This is a genomic window from Exiguobacterium sp. s56, from assembly GCF_018618255.1.
Classification (GTDB): domain Bacteria; phylum Bacillota; class Bacilli; order Exiguobacteriales; family Exiguobacteriaceae; genus Exiguobacterium; species Exiguobacterium chiriqhucha.
Genome location: NZ_JACSLR010000004.1, coordinates 190892 through 205811 on the forward strand (window position 1 = coordinate 190892; position 14920 = coordinate 205811).

Consider the following 14920-nt stretch of genomic DNA (forward strand, 5'->3'; position numbering starts at 1 on the left):
GCGGTCATCCGTCTTGTTGTGTGAGCTGTTGGAACAGTTTGGCATACAGTCCCATCCCGATGAGCGCCGACAGCAAGATAAGTGTAAAGACGGCAATCGGGGACACGAAGCCCGAGGCGAGCACCGTCACCGGCGCAAGGAACTTGCCGATCGTGTTTTGGAGCGTGTCGGCCGCGAGGTATTGTCCGCGTGATTCGGTCGGGGCGTAGCGGCTGACGAAGCTCTGGCTGACCGGGGAGCGGATCAACTCGCCGAATGTGAACACGGTCGTGACGACGAGCAAATACCAGATGTTCGACGAGAAGGCGACGAGGAACGTCCCGAAGCCGGCGAGGAACGTCGACAACAGGAAGACACGTCGTTCGTCCCACGCTCGGAACACGCGCGTGACAGGAATGATGAAGACGACGAACAAGAGCCCGTTATAGGCGACGAGCCAACCGAACAGGACGGTGTTCGACACGTCGAACGTGGCCGGGGCCTGTTCAATCAAATAGACTGGTACATACACGTCGAGCTGCATAATTGGGATCAAGGCGAACACCCCGGCGATCAAATAGAGGCGGAACAACGGATCGCGCAAAATCGTCGCATACGACCGCCACTGCGTGAGGAATGTTTTGGCGACCGTCTTCTCAGGTGAACCCGGCCGTGTCTCATGGGTGAGCGCCGCGAGCAGCATGCCGTACCCGAACAGGACGAGAGCGCAACCGAACAGGAGCGCCTGGCGATGCTCGAAGAAGAGGACCGCCCCAAGGATCGGACCAAGCACGGCGCCGATATTGTTCGACGCCATGAACGTCGCGAACACGTCCCGTAAATGTTCGGTCGGTACGAGGTCGGCGACCATGGCCGAGCTGGCCGGTTTATAGATCGCGCCCATGAAACCGATGCCGATATAGGTGACATAATCGACGTAGGCGTTCGTCGAGAAGGCGAAGGCGACGAACAAGACCCCTTGCGCGAACGTTCCGACGAGCATGACGGGACGGCGTCCGATCTCGTCCGCGAGCGAACCGCCGATCAAACTGCCGATCAACAGGAACAGCGGAGGCACGGCCATGAGCAGACCGGTCAGCTCGACGCCGAGCGTCTGGGCAAAATAGACGGTGATGAACGGGAAGTACATCCAAAACAACAGGTTGAACAGGCCTTCACCGAACAAGCGGACCTTCAGGTTGAGGTCCCAGCGGTATGATTCCATCGTTGTGCTCCTTTCAAGAGTCTATCTCTACTGTATGGAGTCCAGCTGAGAAAGAATAGACTTATGTTGCGGGATTTGCTAAGCTAAGAATAGAAAAAGCGAATATATAGGTGCTTGTTTGCGCTGTACCATAAAACGAACATATGTTTGTTCAATCTTCTTAAAACGACCCGTCATCACATAGATGACGGGTCGTTTTTGACATACCAGGACGATTATCCCTTCCTTAGACCGGGAACACCTAACTGTTGATTATCTAAGGAGGGATTCGATGAAAGCTTTATTCTTGAACTGTTCGTTGAAAGGCGAGGGGACGACCTCGCACACGGAAGGGCTCATAAAAGATATCATTCCGCACTTCGACAAACTCGGGGTCGACTCGGAGATTGTCCGTGTCGTCGACTACAACGTCGCGTTCGGAGTGACGGAAGATGAAGGGGGTGGGGACGAGTGGCCACAAATCTTCGAGAAAGTGAAGGCCGCCGACATCCTCATCATCGGGACACCACTTTGGCTAGGTGAGAAGAGCAGCGTCGCGACGCAAGTCATCGAGCGGCTATACGGAGGAAGCGCCTTAACGAACGACAAAGGTCAGGCCATCTACTACAACAAAGTCGGCGGTGTCGTCGTGACGGGGAACGAGGACGGGGCGAAACATGCCTGTGCGTCCATCTTGTACGGGCTATCCCATATCGGCTTCACTGTCCCGCCGAACGTCGACACGTATTGGGTCGGTGAGGCCGGTCCAGGCGACTCATACATCGATGCCGGCCGCGACAACGCCTTTACGAAAAAGAACGGTCGTGTCATGGCGTACAACCTTTACCATTTCGCGAACCTATTGAAGCAGACGCCAATCCCGGCGGAAGGCAACGTCATGGAGTGACGGACAGCGCGACAGCCCCTAGACATCTAGGGGCTGTTCACATTAGAACCTTGATCGGAGCTCGATCTTGCGGAACTCTTTCAGCAATAAAATCGAGATTTCGTCGATGAAATGATCCCCGACCCAGCATGGTTCAAAGTGGAGCCAATTCGCATACGAGTCCGGCTGGAGAATCAGAATCCCGTTCGACAGCCAGGCCGTGCGCGCCCGGGTCGCTACACCGTCAATATAAAACATGACGTAAATATCTTTCATTTCATGCAAATAAGTCACGTGCATCTCGACACCGCGGCCATCCTCACACGTTCGTTTCAGCTTGAGCATGTGAATACGGGTGTGAACCAGAGCGTACGCCTCACATAAGAAGTACCCGCCATGCTCGAACGCATGGAACGCTTGGGCGACGAGTTTGTCAAAGCATGCCTCCATGTCCTGCCAGTTATGATTCCGTCTCCGGAACACGGGCCTGTCTCCTGGCTCATACAGCTCTTTCGGGATGTAGACGTTATAGTCGTGAAGTTTACGCATCATGCCGGCTCCTTCTGTGTCACAAGATATGCTGCTCTTTCATCATACGCCTGCTGAAACGAAAAGAGTTTTACAGAAATTAGTACATTCGATCGCCAAATGTATAGAAATCCCATTCATATCAACGTTTGTTCGTAACGAGACAAGCGGATAACTGTCACAGTACAAAAAACGTCGCCCGAGTTCGACTCGACCGACGCTTACCCCGATTACTTTTTCTCCACCGCATGCCCGCCGAATTCGTTCCGCAGGGCAGCGACGACTTTCCCAGAGAACGTGTCCTCTTCGAGCGAACGCTGCCGCATCATGAGCGACATCGCGATGACCGGTGCCGGCACCCCGTACTCGAGCGCCGTCTCGACCGTCCATTTGCCTTCACCCGACGCATGCATGACCCCTTTAATCTCGTCGAGCTTCGCATCCTTATGGAACGCGCTCTCGGTCAGCTCCATCAGCCACGAGCGGACGACCGAGCCGTGGTTCCAGACGCGGGCGACTTGCTCGTGGTCGTACTCGAACGGGCTCTTCTCGAGAATCTCGAACCCTTCGGCGATTGCTTGCATCATCCCGTACTCGATGCCGTTATGAATCATCTTCAAGAAATGGCCACTGCCACTCGGTCCGGCATACAAGTAGCCGTTATCCGTCGACACGTCGCGGAACAGCTCCTCGACTTTGCCGAACGCCTCCAAATCCCCACCGATCATCGTGCAGGCGCCGTGACGCGCCCCTTCCATGCCGCCACTCGTTCCGACGTCAAAGAAGTAGATGAGCTTGTCTTTGAAGTGCTCGGCCCGCCGCATCGATTCCTTATAGTTCGAGTTGCCGCCGTCGATGACGATATCCCCCGGAGACAACAACGCATGCAGGTCGTTCAAGACGTGCTCCGTCACGTCGCCCGCCGGTACCATCACCCAGACGACCCGTGGCGCTTTGAGCCCGTCGACGACTTCTACGAGTGACTGTTTCGTCTCGAATTGGCTCGTCGACACATTGCCCGGGTCATAGCCGAGGACGCGGTGCCCGCCGTCCGTTAAATTGAGCGCCAAGTTCAACCCCATCTTCCCAAGTCCGATCATCCCTAATTCCATATCGGTTCACCCCATTCGTTGATTTGGTTTCCTTATAAGAGTTACCCGATATGAATGGACTTCAAAAGAGGGGCGGGATGTCATCGATTCGATAGGCGAGAATCGAACCGACCTTCACTTGCTTCCCGTCACTCAATTCGACGTAGTCATTGAGCGGGCTCGCCTCTTTCAACGTCTTCTCGAACGTGAACGCGGCCTCATGTTTTGACCCCCCGTACACGATGAACGAACAAGGCTCTTCCTTCTCTAAAAAGCACGTGACGACATAACGCATCTGCCGATCCCTCCAACCAATGAATGGATTTAAATTTACATTTTCATTACGAACAATACAATTATTACAAAAAATCATCCATTTGTCCCATAAAGGTTTTTGAATATAAGGAAACATACCTAAAAAACAGCACATTCGACTAAATATTGACACCATTTCATACAGGTCCTAATCCAAAAGCAGGACCTTATGCGTATGACTGAAATGTGATAACGGTTTCAACTTTACAGAAGCGTGGTACTCTTACAAAGGAATGTCGACGAAACCCTAAACTTTTGATGAGGGAAATCCGATACTTAAAAACGAACGAATATTTCGACATCATTCGGCAATCATTTACCTTTTTTACAAATAATTTAAAAAGCCGCAATGTTTTGCGTGCTAAACTAAAACCTGGTCTATTTCATTCAAGGGTTCGAGGAAAGGTGTTATGTCATGGAAGAGCAAAAGAAAAAGAGAGTCAAGAAACGCCGTAGAAAGAGTTCGCCCGCTAAACGCATCGCGATCATCGCGGGAATTGTAGTAGGGTTGTTCCTGCTCATCGGAGTCGGGGTAGCTACATATCTATACAATCAAGTCGATTCGACCGTCGAACGGTTGAACGAGTCGACGGGCCTTAGCCCGGAGCGTATGACGACGGAAGCCATCAACGATAAGAAGCCGATTTCGGTCCTTCTCCTCGGTGTCGACCGTCGTGCCGACGAACAAGGTCGTAGTGACTCGATTATCGTCATGACGCTCAATCCGAACACGGATCAAAGCGCGATGCTCAGCATCCCGCGTGACACGAAGACGGAGATCGTCGGCAAAGAGACTTCTGATAAGATCAACCACGCTTACGCGTTCGGTGGGGCCGAGATGGCACTCGACACGGTCGAGAACTTGCTCGACATCCCAATCGATTACGTGGCCGAAGTTGATATGAAGGGCTTCCAAGACACGGTCGATCTGCTTGGTGGCGTCAATGTGACGAACAACTTGGCGTTCACGTCAGGTGAGCATACGTTCGAACCGGGCGTACTCACGCTCAATGGCCCAGAAGCACTCGCGTACACGCGTATGCGCTATGACGACCCGAGCGGAGATTTCGGTCGCCAGGAACGCCAACGTGACGTCATCACGGCGCTCGTCAATAAAGGTAAAGACGACTTCTCGATCTCGAAGTTCAACAACATGCTCGACGTGCTCGGCAACAATGCCAAGACGAACATGACGTTCAAAGACATCCGGACGCTCTCGAGCGACTATATGGCTGCTTTCAAAAACCAGGACGTCCTTCGCCTCGAAGGAACGGGCGGGAAAGAAAGCGACGGCATCTATTACTGGAACCCGGACGCCGCTTCACTCGAAGACGTGAAGTCGTATCTCGGACAATTGATGGAACAGTGACGTACCGCCTCATCCAATCGGATGGGGCGGTTTGTTTTATGTCATAATAAATAGAAAAGGGGTGACCCGAGTGCTCGACCGCCTGATCCGCCTCGTCATCGACGTCCGTCATCGGTTCAAGGACCACCATATCAACGACTATAGCGCGACGCTCGCGTTCTTTTGGTTTCTCGCCATCTTCCCGACGTTCGTCCTCTTGTTCGCCGTCATGGCGTGGTTCGGGATCGACGATGCCTTGTTGATCGAACAGATTGAGATTCTCATCCCGGGTTCGAGTGTTCGGGACATGCTGTCGATTGTCTATGACGTCAGCGGCAACATCAACGCCGGCCTCGTCTCAATCGGGGCCATCATCGCCGTCTGGTCGGCATCGAACGGGACGGCCCGTCTCGTCAAACTGACCGTATTCGCCTACGGGGAGACGGAGGCCCGGAGCTACGTCGTTCGTCGCTTGATTGGTTTGCTTACGCTCATCGCCTTCAGCGTCGGTGCCGTCATCTTGATTGTGTTCCATATCTTTGGCCGTGAGTTCGTCGAGCTCATGTATACGTGGTTCCCAATGCTCGAGGACTTCGACCGATTGGCGACTTTAGCGCGCTATACGTTGTCGACGATCATCCTCATCTTCGCATTCTCGCTGTTCTATAAGATCGCCCCGCAACAACATGTCAAAATCACGGAAACGCTCCCGGGTGCCATCTTCGCCGTCATCTCTTGGCAGATGCTATCGACGGGCTATAGCGTCTACGTCGACCAGTTCTCGATGTTTGGCGATACGTACGGGACGATCGGCATCGTCATCTTGCTGCAAATCTGGCTCTACTTGACGGCTGCGACGATGTTGCTCGGTGCTGAAATCAACGCGGCTTGGCCCGACCATATGCGGCGCACCCGTTATAAGACGCATTTTCCATAAAAATTGAAAAGATATGGTTAGCATTTTTTGACAACGTGCTATAATACAACACGTGAAGCGGGAATTATATCCATATCTAACGATTTTGAAAGCAGGTGCACGCATGGCGAGACATAAGAAGAAATCACGCTGGAAAAAGGTGTTGGCAATCACGCTCGGCGTTCTGACGATTTTCCTCGTCGCCGGTGGTTTGTTCGTCTGGTCGATGTACCGGGACGTCAACGAGACGGTGACGAAAGTGAACGACAATCTCGAAATCAGCCCGGAACGGAAACAGGTCGAGACGATCGAACAGAAGAAATCGGTGTCGGTATTACTGCTCGGGATTGACCGCCGTGACGGGGAGCAGGGACGGAGTGATTCAATCATCGTCATGACGCTCAACCCGACGACGGACGAAGGGGCGATGCTCAGTATCCCGCGCGATACGAAGACAGAAATCGTTGGCAAAGGCATGAACGATAAGATCAACCATGCCTATGCGTTCGGTGGTGCCGAGATGGCGATGAACACAGTCGAAGAGTTACTCGATATCCCGATCGATTACGTCGTCGAGGCGGACATGGAGGCGTTCACCGAGGTGGTCGACGCGCTCGGCGGCATCACGGTGACGAACGACTTCGCCTTCTCCGCGGATGGTTATAACTATCCGATTGGACAGGTCGATTTGAATGGTGCCTCGGCGTTGTCATACGCCCGGATGCGCTATGAAGATCCGAACGGAGACTTCGGTCGCCAAGAGCGGCAACGCGCCGTCGTCGCGGCCATCGTCGAGAAGGGGCGTTCTGACTTCTCGGTCGACAAAGTGACGAAGCTGTTAGATGTCGCCGGTAACCGGGCCAAGACGAACATCGAGTTCAATGAGCTCGTGACGTTGTCGACGGACTATATGAAGGCGTTCCGTAACGCCAGCACGCTCCGCATCGAAGGATCGGGCGGTCTGGAGTCAGACGGTATTTATTACTGGAATCCGGATGCGGCCTCGCTCGCTGATGTCCAAACTGAGCTGCAACGCTTGATGAACTAAGCCATTCCTCATGGGATGGCTTTTTTTGCGTTTGAAAATCGTGTATCGGTGGGAGTGATAAAGAGACACTGAGGAGGGATCACATGCTTTGGGAAACTGTTGAACCGATCATCAATCGATTAGAGGACGACCATACATCAGAAGACTGGCAAGAGCTGTTCGCCAAGTGGGACGGTCATCTTTGGCACGACGGGGAAAGTGTGAGCGAAAAGACGAGCGTGCTCATGATTGACGCGAACGCCGTCACGACGGACGGGAGTCCCGACTTGGACGCGCTTCATGAGCTGCTGAAGGAACACGTCCAGGCGTCGATTAGCGACTTGTATCTCGTCTCGCTGTTTCCATATCCGGCCAAGCCGACCGACACGGCTATTAATCCGCGTATCCGTTTATATGAGAACCTCGGACGCTTCAAGCATGAGTTCGAGCTTATGTATGACACCGAGCCCGACGTCTATAACGAGCTACAGTTTAATTTACTCGAAGAGACGGACGCCTTCATCGAGCGGCTTTCCCAAGGCGCGACGAAGCTGCGTGTCCACGTGCAGTCGTTCCGGGGGATGCCGGAAGAGAGCATCAAGCGCGTCGTCGAATTGTGGCATGCGGTGCTCCATCACTATAAACCGCACGGCCAATTGATTCTCGCGTATGAAGGAGACGTGTTGGAGCTCGGCTCATACATCAGCGTCGCCGACGCCATCTGTCACTTCGATCTTGCGTCGCATACGATGCTCGCCTTCGCACAAGGTGACGCTAAGAAGTTGTCCGACTGGGCGAACCGGATTGAGGCGCCGGGAGCAGGGAAGACGTACTTCAACTTCTTGTCGATTCATGAACGCGACCCGTTCGAGAAGAACTTGATTGAACCGAGCGTCGACATGATTCTCGCGGCTCACAGCATCTTGTTCTCGCTCCAAGGCATCCCGACCGTTGATTATCGGACGCTGCTCGGTGTCCAGACACCGGTTGACCGTGACGCGCTCATCCAAGAGCTAAAGACGGATCCGTATCGCCTGCAAGTGTTCTCTGGCATCATCAGTCAGTTGAACGTCAAACGGACACATTCGGCGTTCTCACCGTACGCGGAGCAGCGAATCGATACGTCCGATAAGCGCGTCTTCACAGTCGAAAGAAAGAGTGAAGGAGAGACACTCATGTTGTATACGAACGTTAGCAGTGAGCCACTGACTGTGCGGACAAAAGGGACGAACCTATTCACAGGTGAGCCGGTCGAGACGATTGACCTCGATGCGTATGGGTTTGTTTGGCTGAAATCTGAATAGGACTTTTGATTCAAATTTAGATTGTGTGATTTAGGTGTATTGACTCATGATTCATTTGGTAGGAGAATGGATATAGAAGGAATTTCCATGACAAAATCCTACATACACCTAAGGAGCGAATTCCGATGAATCAGTCACTATTTATGCATGTCTTGAGTCTTACGTTCCATTCATTTTCGTATTGGATGTTCGCGACGTTGTTCATTGCATTAGCGGGCTTCGTATTTTTCTACATGTGGGACCGTGAGTTTGCAATCGAGTACCGGACGATTTGGCGCAAGTTTTACTACTTGATGTTCGCAGCGTTCGTCTTGTTCGGCTTGATTGTCGGCGAGTTCACGTTCGACGCCGCGTGGGCACTCGCGGGCATCGCCATCGTGATTGCCGTCCTTGACTTTGGAGTGCTCGTCACACCAGGCAAAGAACCAGAAATCATTGAAGTCGACATGACAAAACGGCTGACAGAAGAACCTTAAGGGTTCTCGTGTCAGCCGTTTTTCTTATGCCCGGTAACCGTTCGGGTTGTTCGATTGCCAGTTCCAAGCGTCGCGGCACATGGCGCGGACGTCATGTTTCGCTTCCCAACCGAGTACACGTTTTGACTTCGATGGATCAGCAAAGCACATGGCGATATCGCCCGGTCGGCGTGGCGTTACTTTGTATGGAACAGCTTTTCCACTCTCGGCCTCGAACGCATGGACGAGGTCGAGGACGCTATAGCCGGTCCCGGTCCCTAAGTTGAACGCTTCGGCACCGGTATGGTCCATGACGTAGTCGAGTGCTTTCAAGTGACCTTCGGCCAAGTCGACGACGTGAATATAGTCACGAACGCCGGTCCCGTCCGGTGTGTCGTAATCGTCACCGAACACACTCAGTTCGTTCAAGCGGCCGACGGCGACTTGCGTGATGTACGGCATCAAATTGTTCGGGATATCGAACGGGTCTTCGCCGATTTGACCCGATTTGTGGGCGCCGATCGGATTAAAGTAACGCAATAGGGCGATGCTCCATGACGAGTCGGCGACAGCAAGGTCGCGCATGATGTCTTCAATCATCAGTTTCGTCCGTCCGTATGGATTTGTCGCGCTGAGCGGGAACGACTCGTCAATCGGTGTCCGTTCCGGCATACCATACACGGTCGCCGATGAGCTGAAGACAATTCGTTTCACGTCGAACGCGTTCATCACTTCGAGGAGGACGGTCGTGCCGACGACGTTGTTCTCGTAGTAGCGGAGTGGCTCGGATACCGATTCGCCGACAGCCTTTAATCCAGCGAAGTGAATGACGGCATCGATTGTGTGCGTCAAAAAGATTTGTTCAAGCAATTCGCGGTCGAGGATATCGCCGAGATAAAACGTGACCGATTTTCCCGTTAACGCCTCGACGCGTTCGAGCGCCTCGCGGCGGCTATTCGATAAGTTGTCCAGAACGATGACGTCGTGACCTGTTTCAAGCAACTGTAAGACGGTATGGGTGCCGATATAACCGGCACCGCCTGTGACTAAAATAGTGTTCATATGAATGACCCCTTCCAAAAATCCTCTATTGATTATTTCTCTGTCAAGCGCACCCGGGTCTGTCCGTTTGAGCCTTCAAATAAGCGGAGTGAATACGTCTCACTTTCATAAACCATTGCATCGTTTGTCTCGAGCACCGGTTCGCCGAGCGGGCTGAATACCTCGCGCGTCGTTTGTGTGTTCGTCCAATCGATGGCGTGCACCTTGTCCTGTTGAATGACGAAGAAGCCATCGTTATAGAACGCATAGGCGTTCAACGCATCCGTCTCACGTCCGTACGGTGCGCCGATTGTCTCCGTGAGTGCTGGCTCATTCATGGCAAAAAAGTCAGGAATCGATTCACCGAGCCAATCGTTGTTCAAGTTCATGTTTACCCAGTCGAGTAGAGCGCTATCGGTCAAGTCGCGTGTCGGCCAGTCGGACGTGACGGCATCGAGCGGGGCCCACGCTGTCGTCCCATCCAAATTCACTTCGACATGGTCGTCTTGTTCCTTCAAAATCTCATAACGGTCGCCGATATCTCCTATATAGGTGACCGTCGTGCCGTTTGGCTCTGAGACGAGACTGACGTTTTTCGAGGTGAGCCAGACATAATTTGTTTCTGGCTCTTGGACGACCGGTTCAGGATCTGGTTTCGGTGTCTCCTCGACGACTTTGGCTTCTTGTTTTGGCTCCAACAAGTCCATTACATATGGATACCCGATATAGCCACCTCCTATGAGTAAAGCGAGGAGGAAAAGGACACCAATCCATTTACCGGATTTCCGGCGTGGACGGGCTGGTTCGATCGTTCGTTGATATTTGGCTCGTTCCGCGCGTGAGGGCACGGGAATTTCAGGGGTATAACGCGGTTTTGCAGCTGTGACTCGTTCTTCCTGTTTTGGAGTTTCAACTACGGTTGGCTCAGGAGCGGGTACCGATGCCTTGTCCACAATCGGTGTTCCCTTGACGATTATCTTGTCAATTGATGCGGATTGAGGAACCGTCGCATCTTTGTTCAACACGTCCTCATGCATCTCAAGTAAAGACACATAGTATGGAAGAAACGTGGCATCTTTCTTCCCATCCTTGATCCAACCAGCGAAGTCTGATGCTGATTTTTCTTCGGTTGGGAGCGATGGTTCCGTCATGCCGGTCAATTCTTCGAAGGACACGGTCAACGATTTCCCGTCCCCTAAATTTTGTTTAATAACATCTTGTAGTTTTGTACGTGTTGCCGCATTCGTGTCTGCGTACAACTGGAGTAGGCGCTCACTAACGTGCACTATTGTCTCCTCCTTTTGTTAAGTTCTTCCTAACAAAGTTTATCAGATTTACATACCAAAAAACCCAAATTTTAAAAAATGGGTCATCAACTGTGAGGATTTTTGCTATAATGTTTTGGTATTGGCATTGTTAAATATTATCTGCGGAATTTTTCCAGTAGTGACTTTAAAGAACAGAGGAGAGAAAACACGAGCATGAAAGAAGAAACAATTTCCCTTGGAGAACTATTTTCCATCTTAAAACGGAGCAAATGGCTCATCGCAAGTTTAGCAATCATCGCGGCGCTTATCGCCTTTTTAGTAAGTTCGTTCGTGATTAGTCCGACATATGAGGCATCGACGCAGGTGCTTGTCGCTCCGAAAGAGACACAGAACAACATGATTGATAGTAGCCAAATTCTATCATCGGTCACACTTGTGAACACTTATCGTGTCATTATTCAAAGTCCTGCTATTCTAGAGCAGGTCCAAGAAAATGTAATTGGTGCTCCAGATACAATTGCAAATTTAATCACAGTAAACAGCGAACAAAACTCCCAAGTCATTAATATTAAAGTGCAACATACGAACCCGGTGCTAGCAACCGATATCGCCAATGAAATCAGTGATGTCTTCTCAAAAGAAGTGCCAGAATTGATGAGTGTTGATAACGTAAAAGTTCTTTCGAACGCATCGGTTCCGATGTTCCCGGTGAAACCTAATATCTTAATAAATACAGCAATCGCCACAGTTTTTGGGTTAATGATTGGAATAGCAATCGCATTCCTTAGAGTTGTACTGGATCGTCGGATTAAGACAGAACAAGACGTTGAGAATATTTTGGAACTCCCGGTTCTCGGATCAATCCCTGTCATCGATAAAGTTGAAATGCGTCAACAACGCCAAGCTAACATGAAAGGTGAACAAGTCCATGTTTAAGTTCGGAAAAAAGAAGAGTAAACATATCAAATATGACAAGACGGGTCGTGAATTGATCACCGTCCACAAACCAAAGTCACCAATCTCAGAGCAGTATCGGACGATTCGAACGAATCTAGAGTTCACCGCTGTTGATGACGATCTCCAAACAATGGTCATCACTTCTGCTTCATCGGGCGAAGGGAAGTCGACGACCTCTTCTAACCTCGCTGTTGTGTACGCGCAGCAAGGAAAACGTGTTTTACTCGTCGACTGCGACATGCGTCGCCCAACAGCTCACTTTACATTCCGCTTGTCAAACGGTATTGGACTCTCGACAGTCTTAGCTAAAAAGACGACCGTAGAAAAAGCGATACACTCGACTCAAATCGAAAACTTAGATTTGATTGCGGCCGGTCCGATTCCGCCAAACCCGTCAGAGCTATTATCTTCGAAGATGATGGATCGTGTGTTAGAAGAACTACGAGCGAATTATGACATCATTATCTTAGATGCTCCTCCGATGATGCAAGTGGCGGATACACGTCTCTTGGCTCGCAAGGTTGACGGTGTCGTTCTTGTCGTCGGTTGTGACAAGTCAGACCGTCAGATGGTCGTCAAAGCAAAAGAACAATTGACGCTCGCGGAAGCTCATATTCTCGGTGTTGTCTTGAACAAACGTGAGCCACAAGGCAGCGACGATTATTATTACTATTACGCATACGAATAAAAGGAGAGCGTGCCATGATTGATATCCATTGTCACTTATTGCCGGCCGTTGATGACGGTCCGGAAACAGTCGAACAAGCGGTCGAGATGGCGAAACGCGCCGTAAGTGAAGGGGTGACTGCAATCGTGGTCACCCCCCACGCGTTTCACCCGCAGTTTGACACAAGCCAGCTCGATGTAGCGAACGCAGTCACAAGGTTACAAAATGTTTTGCGAAAAGAAGGAATCAGCCTCGATTTGTACGCTGGACAAGAAATTCGAATCTTTGGTGAACTTGTTGAATCATTAGAGCAAGGAAAAGCATTATCTCTTGCTGGATCACGTTACGTCCTTGTGGAGTTCCCGAGTGACTCAGTACCTGCCTATGCTGAACAACTATTCTTCGGGCTTCAAACGGAAGGATACACACCCGTCATCGCGCATCCTGAGCGTAATAAAGAATTCGCTACTAATCCCAAACGATTGATGGATTTTGTCTCGTCTGGTGCGCTTTCGCAGATTACGACGAGTAGTTTGACCGGAGAGTTCGGTCAGAACGTGAAGGAGCTAGCATTTGCTTTTCTTCGTAATGGCTTGAGTCATTTGATTGCATCAGATGCTCATAGTACAGGACGTCGAAGATTTTATTGGACGGAAGTCGAAAAGGCTGTTCGTGAGGAGCTTAGTCAAGACAAGTGGGAAACTTACTTAGTAAATGCGGAAGCAGTTATGAAGGATGAATTTGTATTTATCGATCCGCCGACATTACCGACAAAAAATTGGCGAGGAAAATGGAAAAAATGATTCTCTTATTTTAAATACTACTTATTGACAATTCGTCTAAATATGTGAATTGTTGTCGACAACTGTCGAACGATTTTAGGTTTATTTTCCTCCTGGTTTGTTTTTATATTAGGTCGAAAGTGATACCCTTAACTTATAATTTTTGAAAGGATGTAACTTACATCCTTTTTTCTATGAATCAACCATATAATATATATTTATCCATAGAGGAGGAGGAGCATCATGACAAATAAAGTGGTAAAAAAAGCAGTGATTCCAGCCGCAGGTTTAGGAACACGTTTTTTACCTGCAACGAAAGCAATGCCAAAAGAAATGTTGCCAATCGTTGATAAACCAACAATTCAATACATCATTGAAGAGGCCGTCGAGTCTGGTATTGAAGATATTTTAATAGTTACTGGGAAAGGTAAAAGAGCGATTGAAGATCACTTTGATTCAGTTCCTGAGCTCGAACAAATTTTAATTGAAAAAGGAAAGTCTGAATTTTTAAAGTTAATTGAAGAAACGACTAACATTAACATCCATTTTATTCGTCAGTCAAAGCCAATGGGACTCGGCCACGCAGTTTTGCAGGCAAAAGCATTCGTTGGGAATGAGCCGTTTGTTGTAATGCTTGGAGACGACATTGTTCAGGCAGAAACACCGTGCACAAAACAATTGATTAAACAGTACGAGAAAACTGAGAGTTCGATTATTGGTGTTCAACCGGTTTCACGTGACGTAACTCACCGGTACGGGATTGTTGATCCAGAAGAATCACTTGAAGGGGGTTTACATAAAGTTGAATCCTTTATTGAAAAACCTGCGCCAGGTACAGAACCATCAAATTTAGCTATTTTAGGCCGATATTTATTCACGCCTCAGATTTTTAGTTTTTTAGAGACACAAGTGCCAGGAGCAGGTGGCGAAATCCAATTGACAGATGCAATCACACGCTTGAATGAAGTGCAACGTGTTTTTGCATATGAATTTTCTGGTAAACGTTATGATGTTGGCGAGAAATTAGGGTTTATCCAAACTACGTTAGAATTCGCACTTGCTCGAGAAGACTTGCACGACGACGTGTTAAAAATGATTACACAGCTGGTAGAAGAAAATACTTCTATGAATGCAGTCAACTAAAGGGAGGGA

General features: G+C 50.2%; 16 protein-coding genes. 10 read left to right on the forward strand and 6 right to left on the reverse strand.

Translation table 11 applies throughout. The features are described from left to right. Positions 1 to 4: 4 nt before the first annotated feature. Positions 5 to 1204 (reverse strand): MDR family MFS transporter, encoded by a 1200-nt coding sequence (locus KNP71_RS06365; protein ID WP_214830324.1) that lies wholly within the window; start codon positions 1202 to 1204, stop codon positions 5 to 7. Between the two features lie 271 nt (positions 1205 to 1475). Between KNP71_RS06365 and KNP71_RS06370 the strand changes: the two genes are divergently transcribed. Continuing rightward, positions 1476 to 2090, forward strand: coding sequence for a flavodoxin family protein (locus KNP71_RS06370; RefSeq protein WP_214830325.1), 615 nt, complete (start codon positions 1476 to 1478; stop codon positions 2088 to 2090). A 42-nt stretch (positions 2091 to 2132) separates the two neighbouring features. On the opposite strand, the gene KNP71_RS06375 is transcribed toward KNP71_RS06370, so the two are convergent. From KNP71_RS06375 to KNP71_RS06385, 3 genes are all read right to left on the reverse strand, one after another. Next, positions 2133 to 2618, reverse strand: coding sequence for a hypothetical protein (locus tag KNP71_RS06375; RefSeq protein WP_214714354.1), 486 nt, complete (start codon positions 2616 to 2618; stop codon positions 2133 to 2135). Positions 2619 to 2827: 209 nt separating this feature from the next. Beyond that, entirely contained in the window at positions 2828 to 3709 is an 882-nt protein-coding gene (gene gnd, locus KNP71_RS06380) for a phosphogluconate dehydrogenase (NAD(+)-dependent, decarboxylating) (protein WP_214830326.1), read from the reverse strand. Positions 3710 to 3770: 61 nt separating this feature from the next. Beyond that, positions 3771 to 3983, reverse strand: coding sequence for a hypothetical protein (locus tag KNP71_RS06385; RefSeq protein ID WP_029594793.1), 213 nt, complete (start codon positions 3981 to 3983; stop codon positions 3771 to 3773). Positions 3984 to 4418: 435 nt separating this feature from the next. Between KNP71_RS06385 and KNP71_RS06390 the strand changes: the two genes are divergently transcribed. The 5 genes from KNP71_RS06390 (at position 4419) to KNP71_RS06410 (ending at position 9074) form a co-directional block, all read left to right on the forward strand. Then, positions 4419 to 5372, forward strand: a complete 954-nt coding sequence (locus tag KNP71_RS06390) for an LCP family glycopolymer transferase (RefSeq protein ID WP_214830327.1) — start codon at positions 4419 to 4421, stop codon at positions 5370 to 5372. A gap of 70 nt (positions 5373 to 5442) precedes the next feature. Then, positions 5443 to 6288 (forward strand): YihY/virulence factor BrkB family protein, encoded by an 846-nt coding sequence (locus KNP71_RS06395; protein WP_214830328.1) that lies wholly within the window; start codon positions 5443 to 5445, stop codon positions 6286 to 6288. A gap of 103 nt (positions 6289 to 6391) precedes the next feature. Next, on the forward strand, positions 6392 to 7315 hold the full coding sequence (locus KNP71_RS06400) for an LCP family glycopolymer transferase (RefSeq protein ID WP_214830330.1): 924 nt from the start codon (positions 6392 to 6394) through the stop codon (positions 7313 to 7315). 83 nt (positions 7316 to 7398) lie between these two features. Then, on the forward strand, positions 7399 to 8598 hold the full coding sequence (locus KNP71_RS06405; RefSeq protein ID WP_214830332.1) for an alpha-amylase family glycosyl hydrolase: 1200 nt from the start codon (positions 7399 to 7401) through the stop codon (positions 8596 to 8598). A gap of 125 nt (positions 8599 to 8723) precedes the next feature. Beyond that, positions 8724 to 9074 (forward strand): hypothetical protein, encoded by a 351-nt coding sequence (locus KNP71_RS06410; RefSeq protein WP_214830334.1) that lies wholly within the window; start codon positions 8724 to 8726, stop codon positions 9072 to 9074. Positions 9075 to 9098: 24 nt separating this feature from the next. Here the strand turns inward: KNP71_RS06410 and galE are convergent, their stop codons facing one another. After that, on the reverse strand, positions 9099 to 10115 hold the full coding sequence (gene galE / locus KNP71_RS06415) for a UDP-glucose 4-epimerase GalE (protein ID WP_214830336.1): 1017 nt from the start codon (positions 10113 to 10115) through the stop codon (positions 9099 to 9101). 32 nt (positions 10116 to 10147) lie between these two features. Then, the gene (locus KNP71_RS06420) at positions 10148 to 11380 is read right to left on the reverse strand and encodes a hypothetical protein (RefSeq protein ID WP_214830338.1); all 1233 of its coding nucleotides are present in this window, start codon (positions 11378 to 11380) and stop codon (positions 10148 to 10150) included. Between the two features lie 195 nt (positions 11381 to 11575). On the opposite strand from KNP71_RS06420, the gene KNP71_RS06425 reads away from it, so the two are divergent. The 4 genes from KNP71_RS06425 (at position 11576) to galU (ending at position 14911) form a co-directional block, all read left to right on the forward strand. Further along, positions 11576 to 12298 carry a YveK family protein gene (locus KNP71_RS06425; protein ID WP_214830340.1) on the forward strand — a complete coding sequence of 241 codons (723 nt, stop codon included), beginning with the start codon at positions 11576 to 11578 and terminating at the stop codon, positions 12296 to 12298. Continuing rightward, positions 12291 to 13007 (forward strand): CpsD/CapB family tyrosine-protein kinase, encoded by a 717-nt coding sequence (locus tag KNP71_RS06430; RefSeq protein ID WP_214830341.1) that lies wholly within the window; start codon positions 12291 to 12293, stop codon positions 13005 to 13007. Before KNP71_RS06425 ends, KNP71_RS06430 begins: the two co-directional genes overlap by 8 nt. A gap of 14 nt (positions 13008 to 13021) precedes the next feature. Beyond that, a complete protein-coding gene (locus KNP71_RS06435) occupies positions 13022 to 13789 on the forward strand; it encodes a tyrosine-protein phosphatase (RefSeq protein ID WP_214830343.1) in 768 nt (255 codons plus the stop codon). Positions 13790 to 14011: 222 nt separating this feature from the next. Further along, the gene (gene galU, locus KNP71_RS06440) at positions 14012 to 14911 is read left to right on the forward strand and encodes a UTP--glucose-1-phosphate uridylyltransferase GalU (protein WP_214830345.1); all 900 of its coding nucleotides are present in this window, start codon (positions 14012 to 14014) and stop codon (positions 14909 to 14911) included. Positions 14912 to 14920 lie beyond the last annotated feature (9 nt).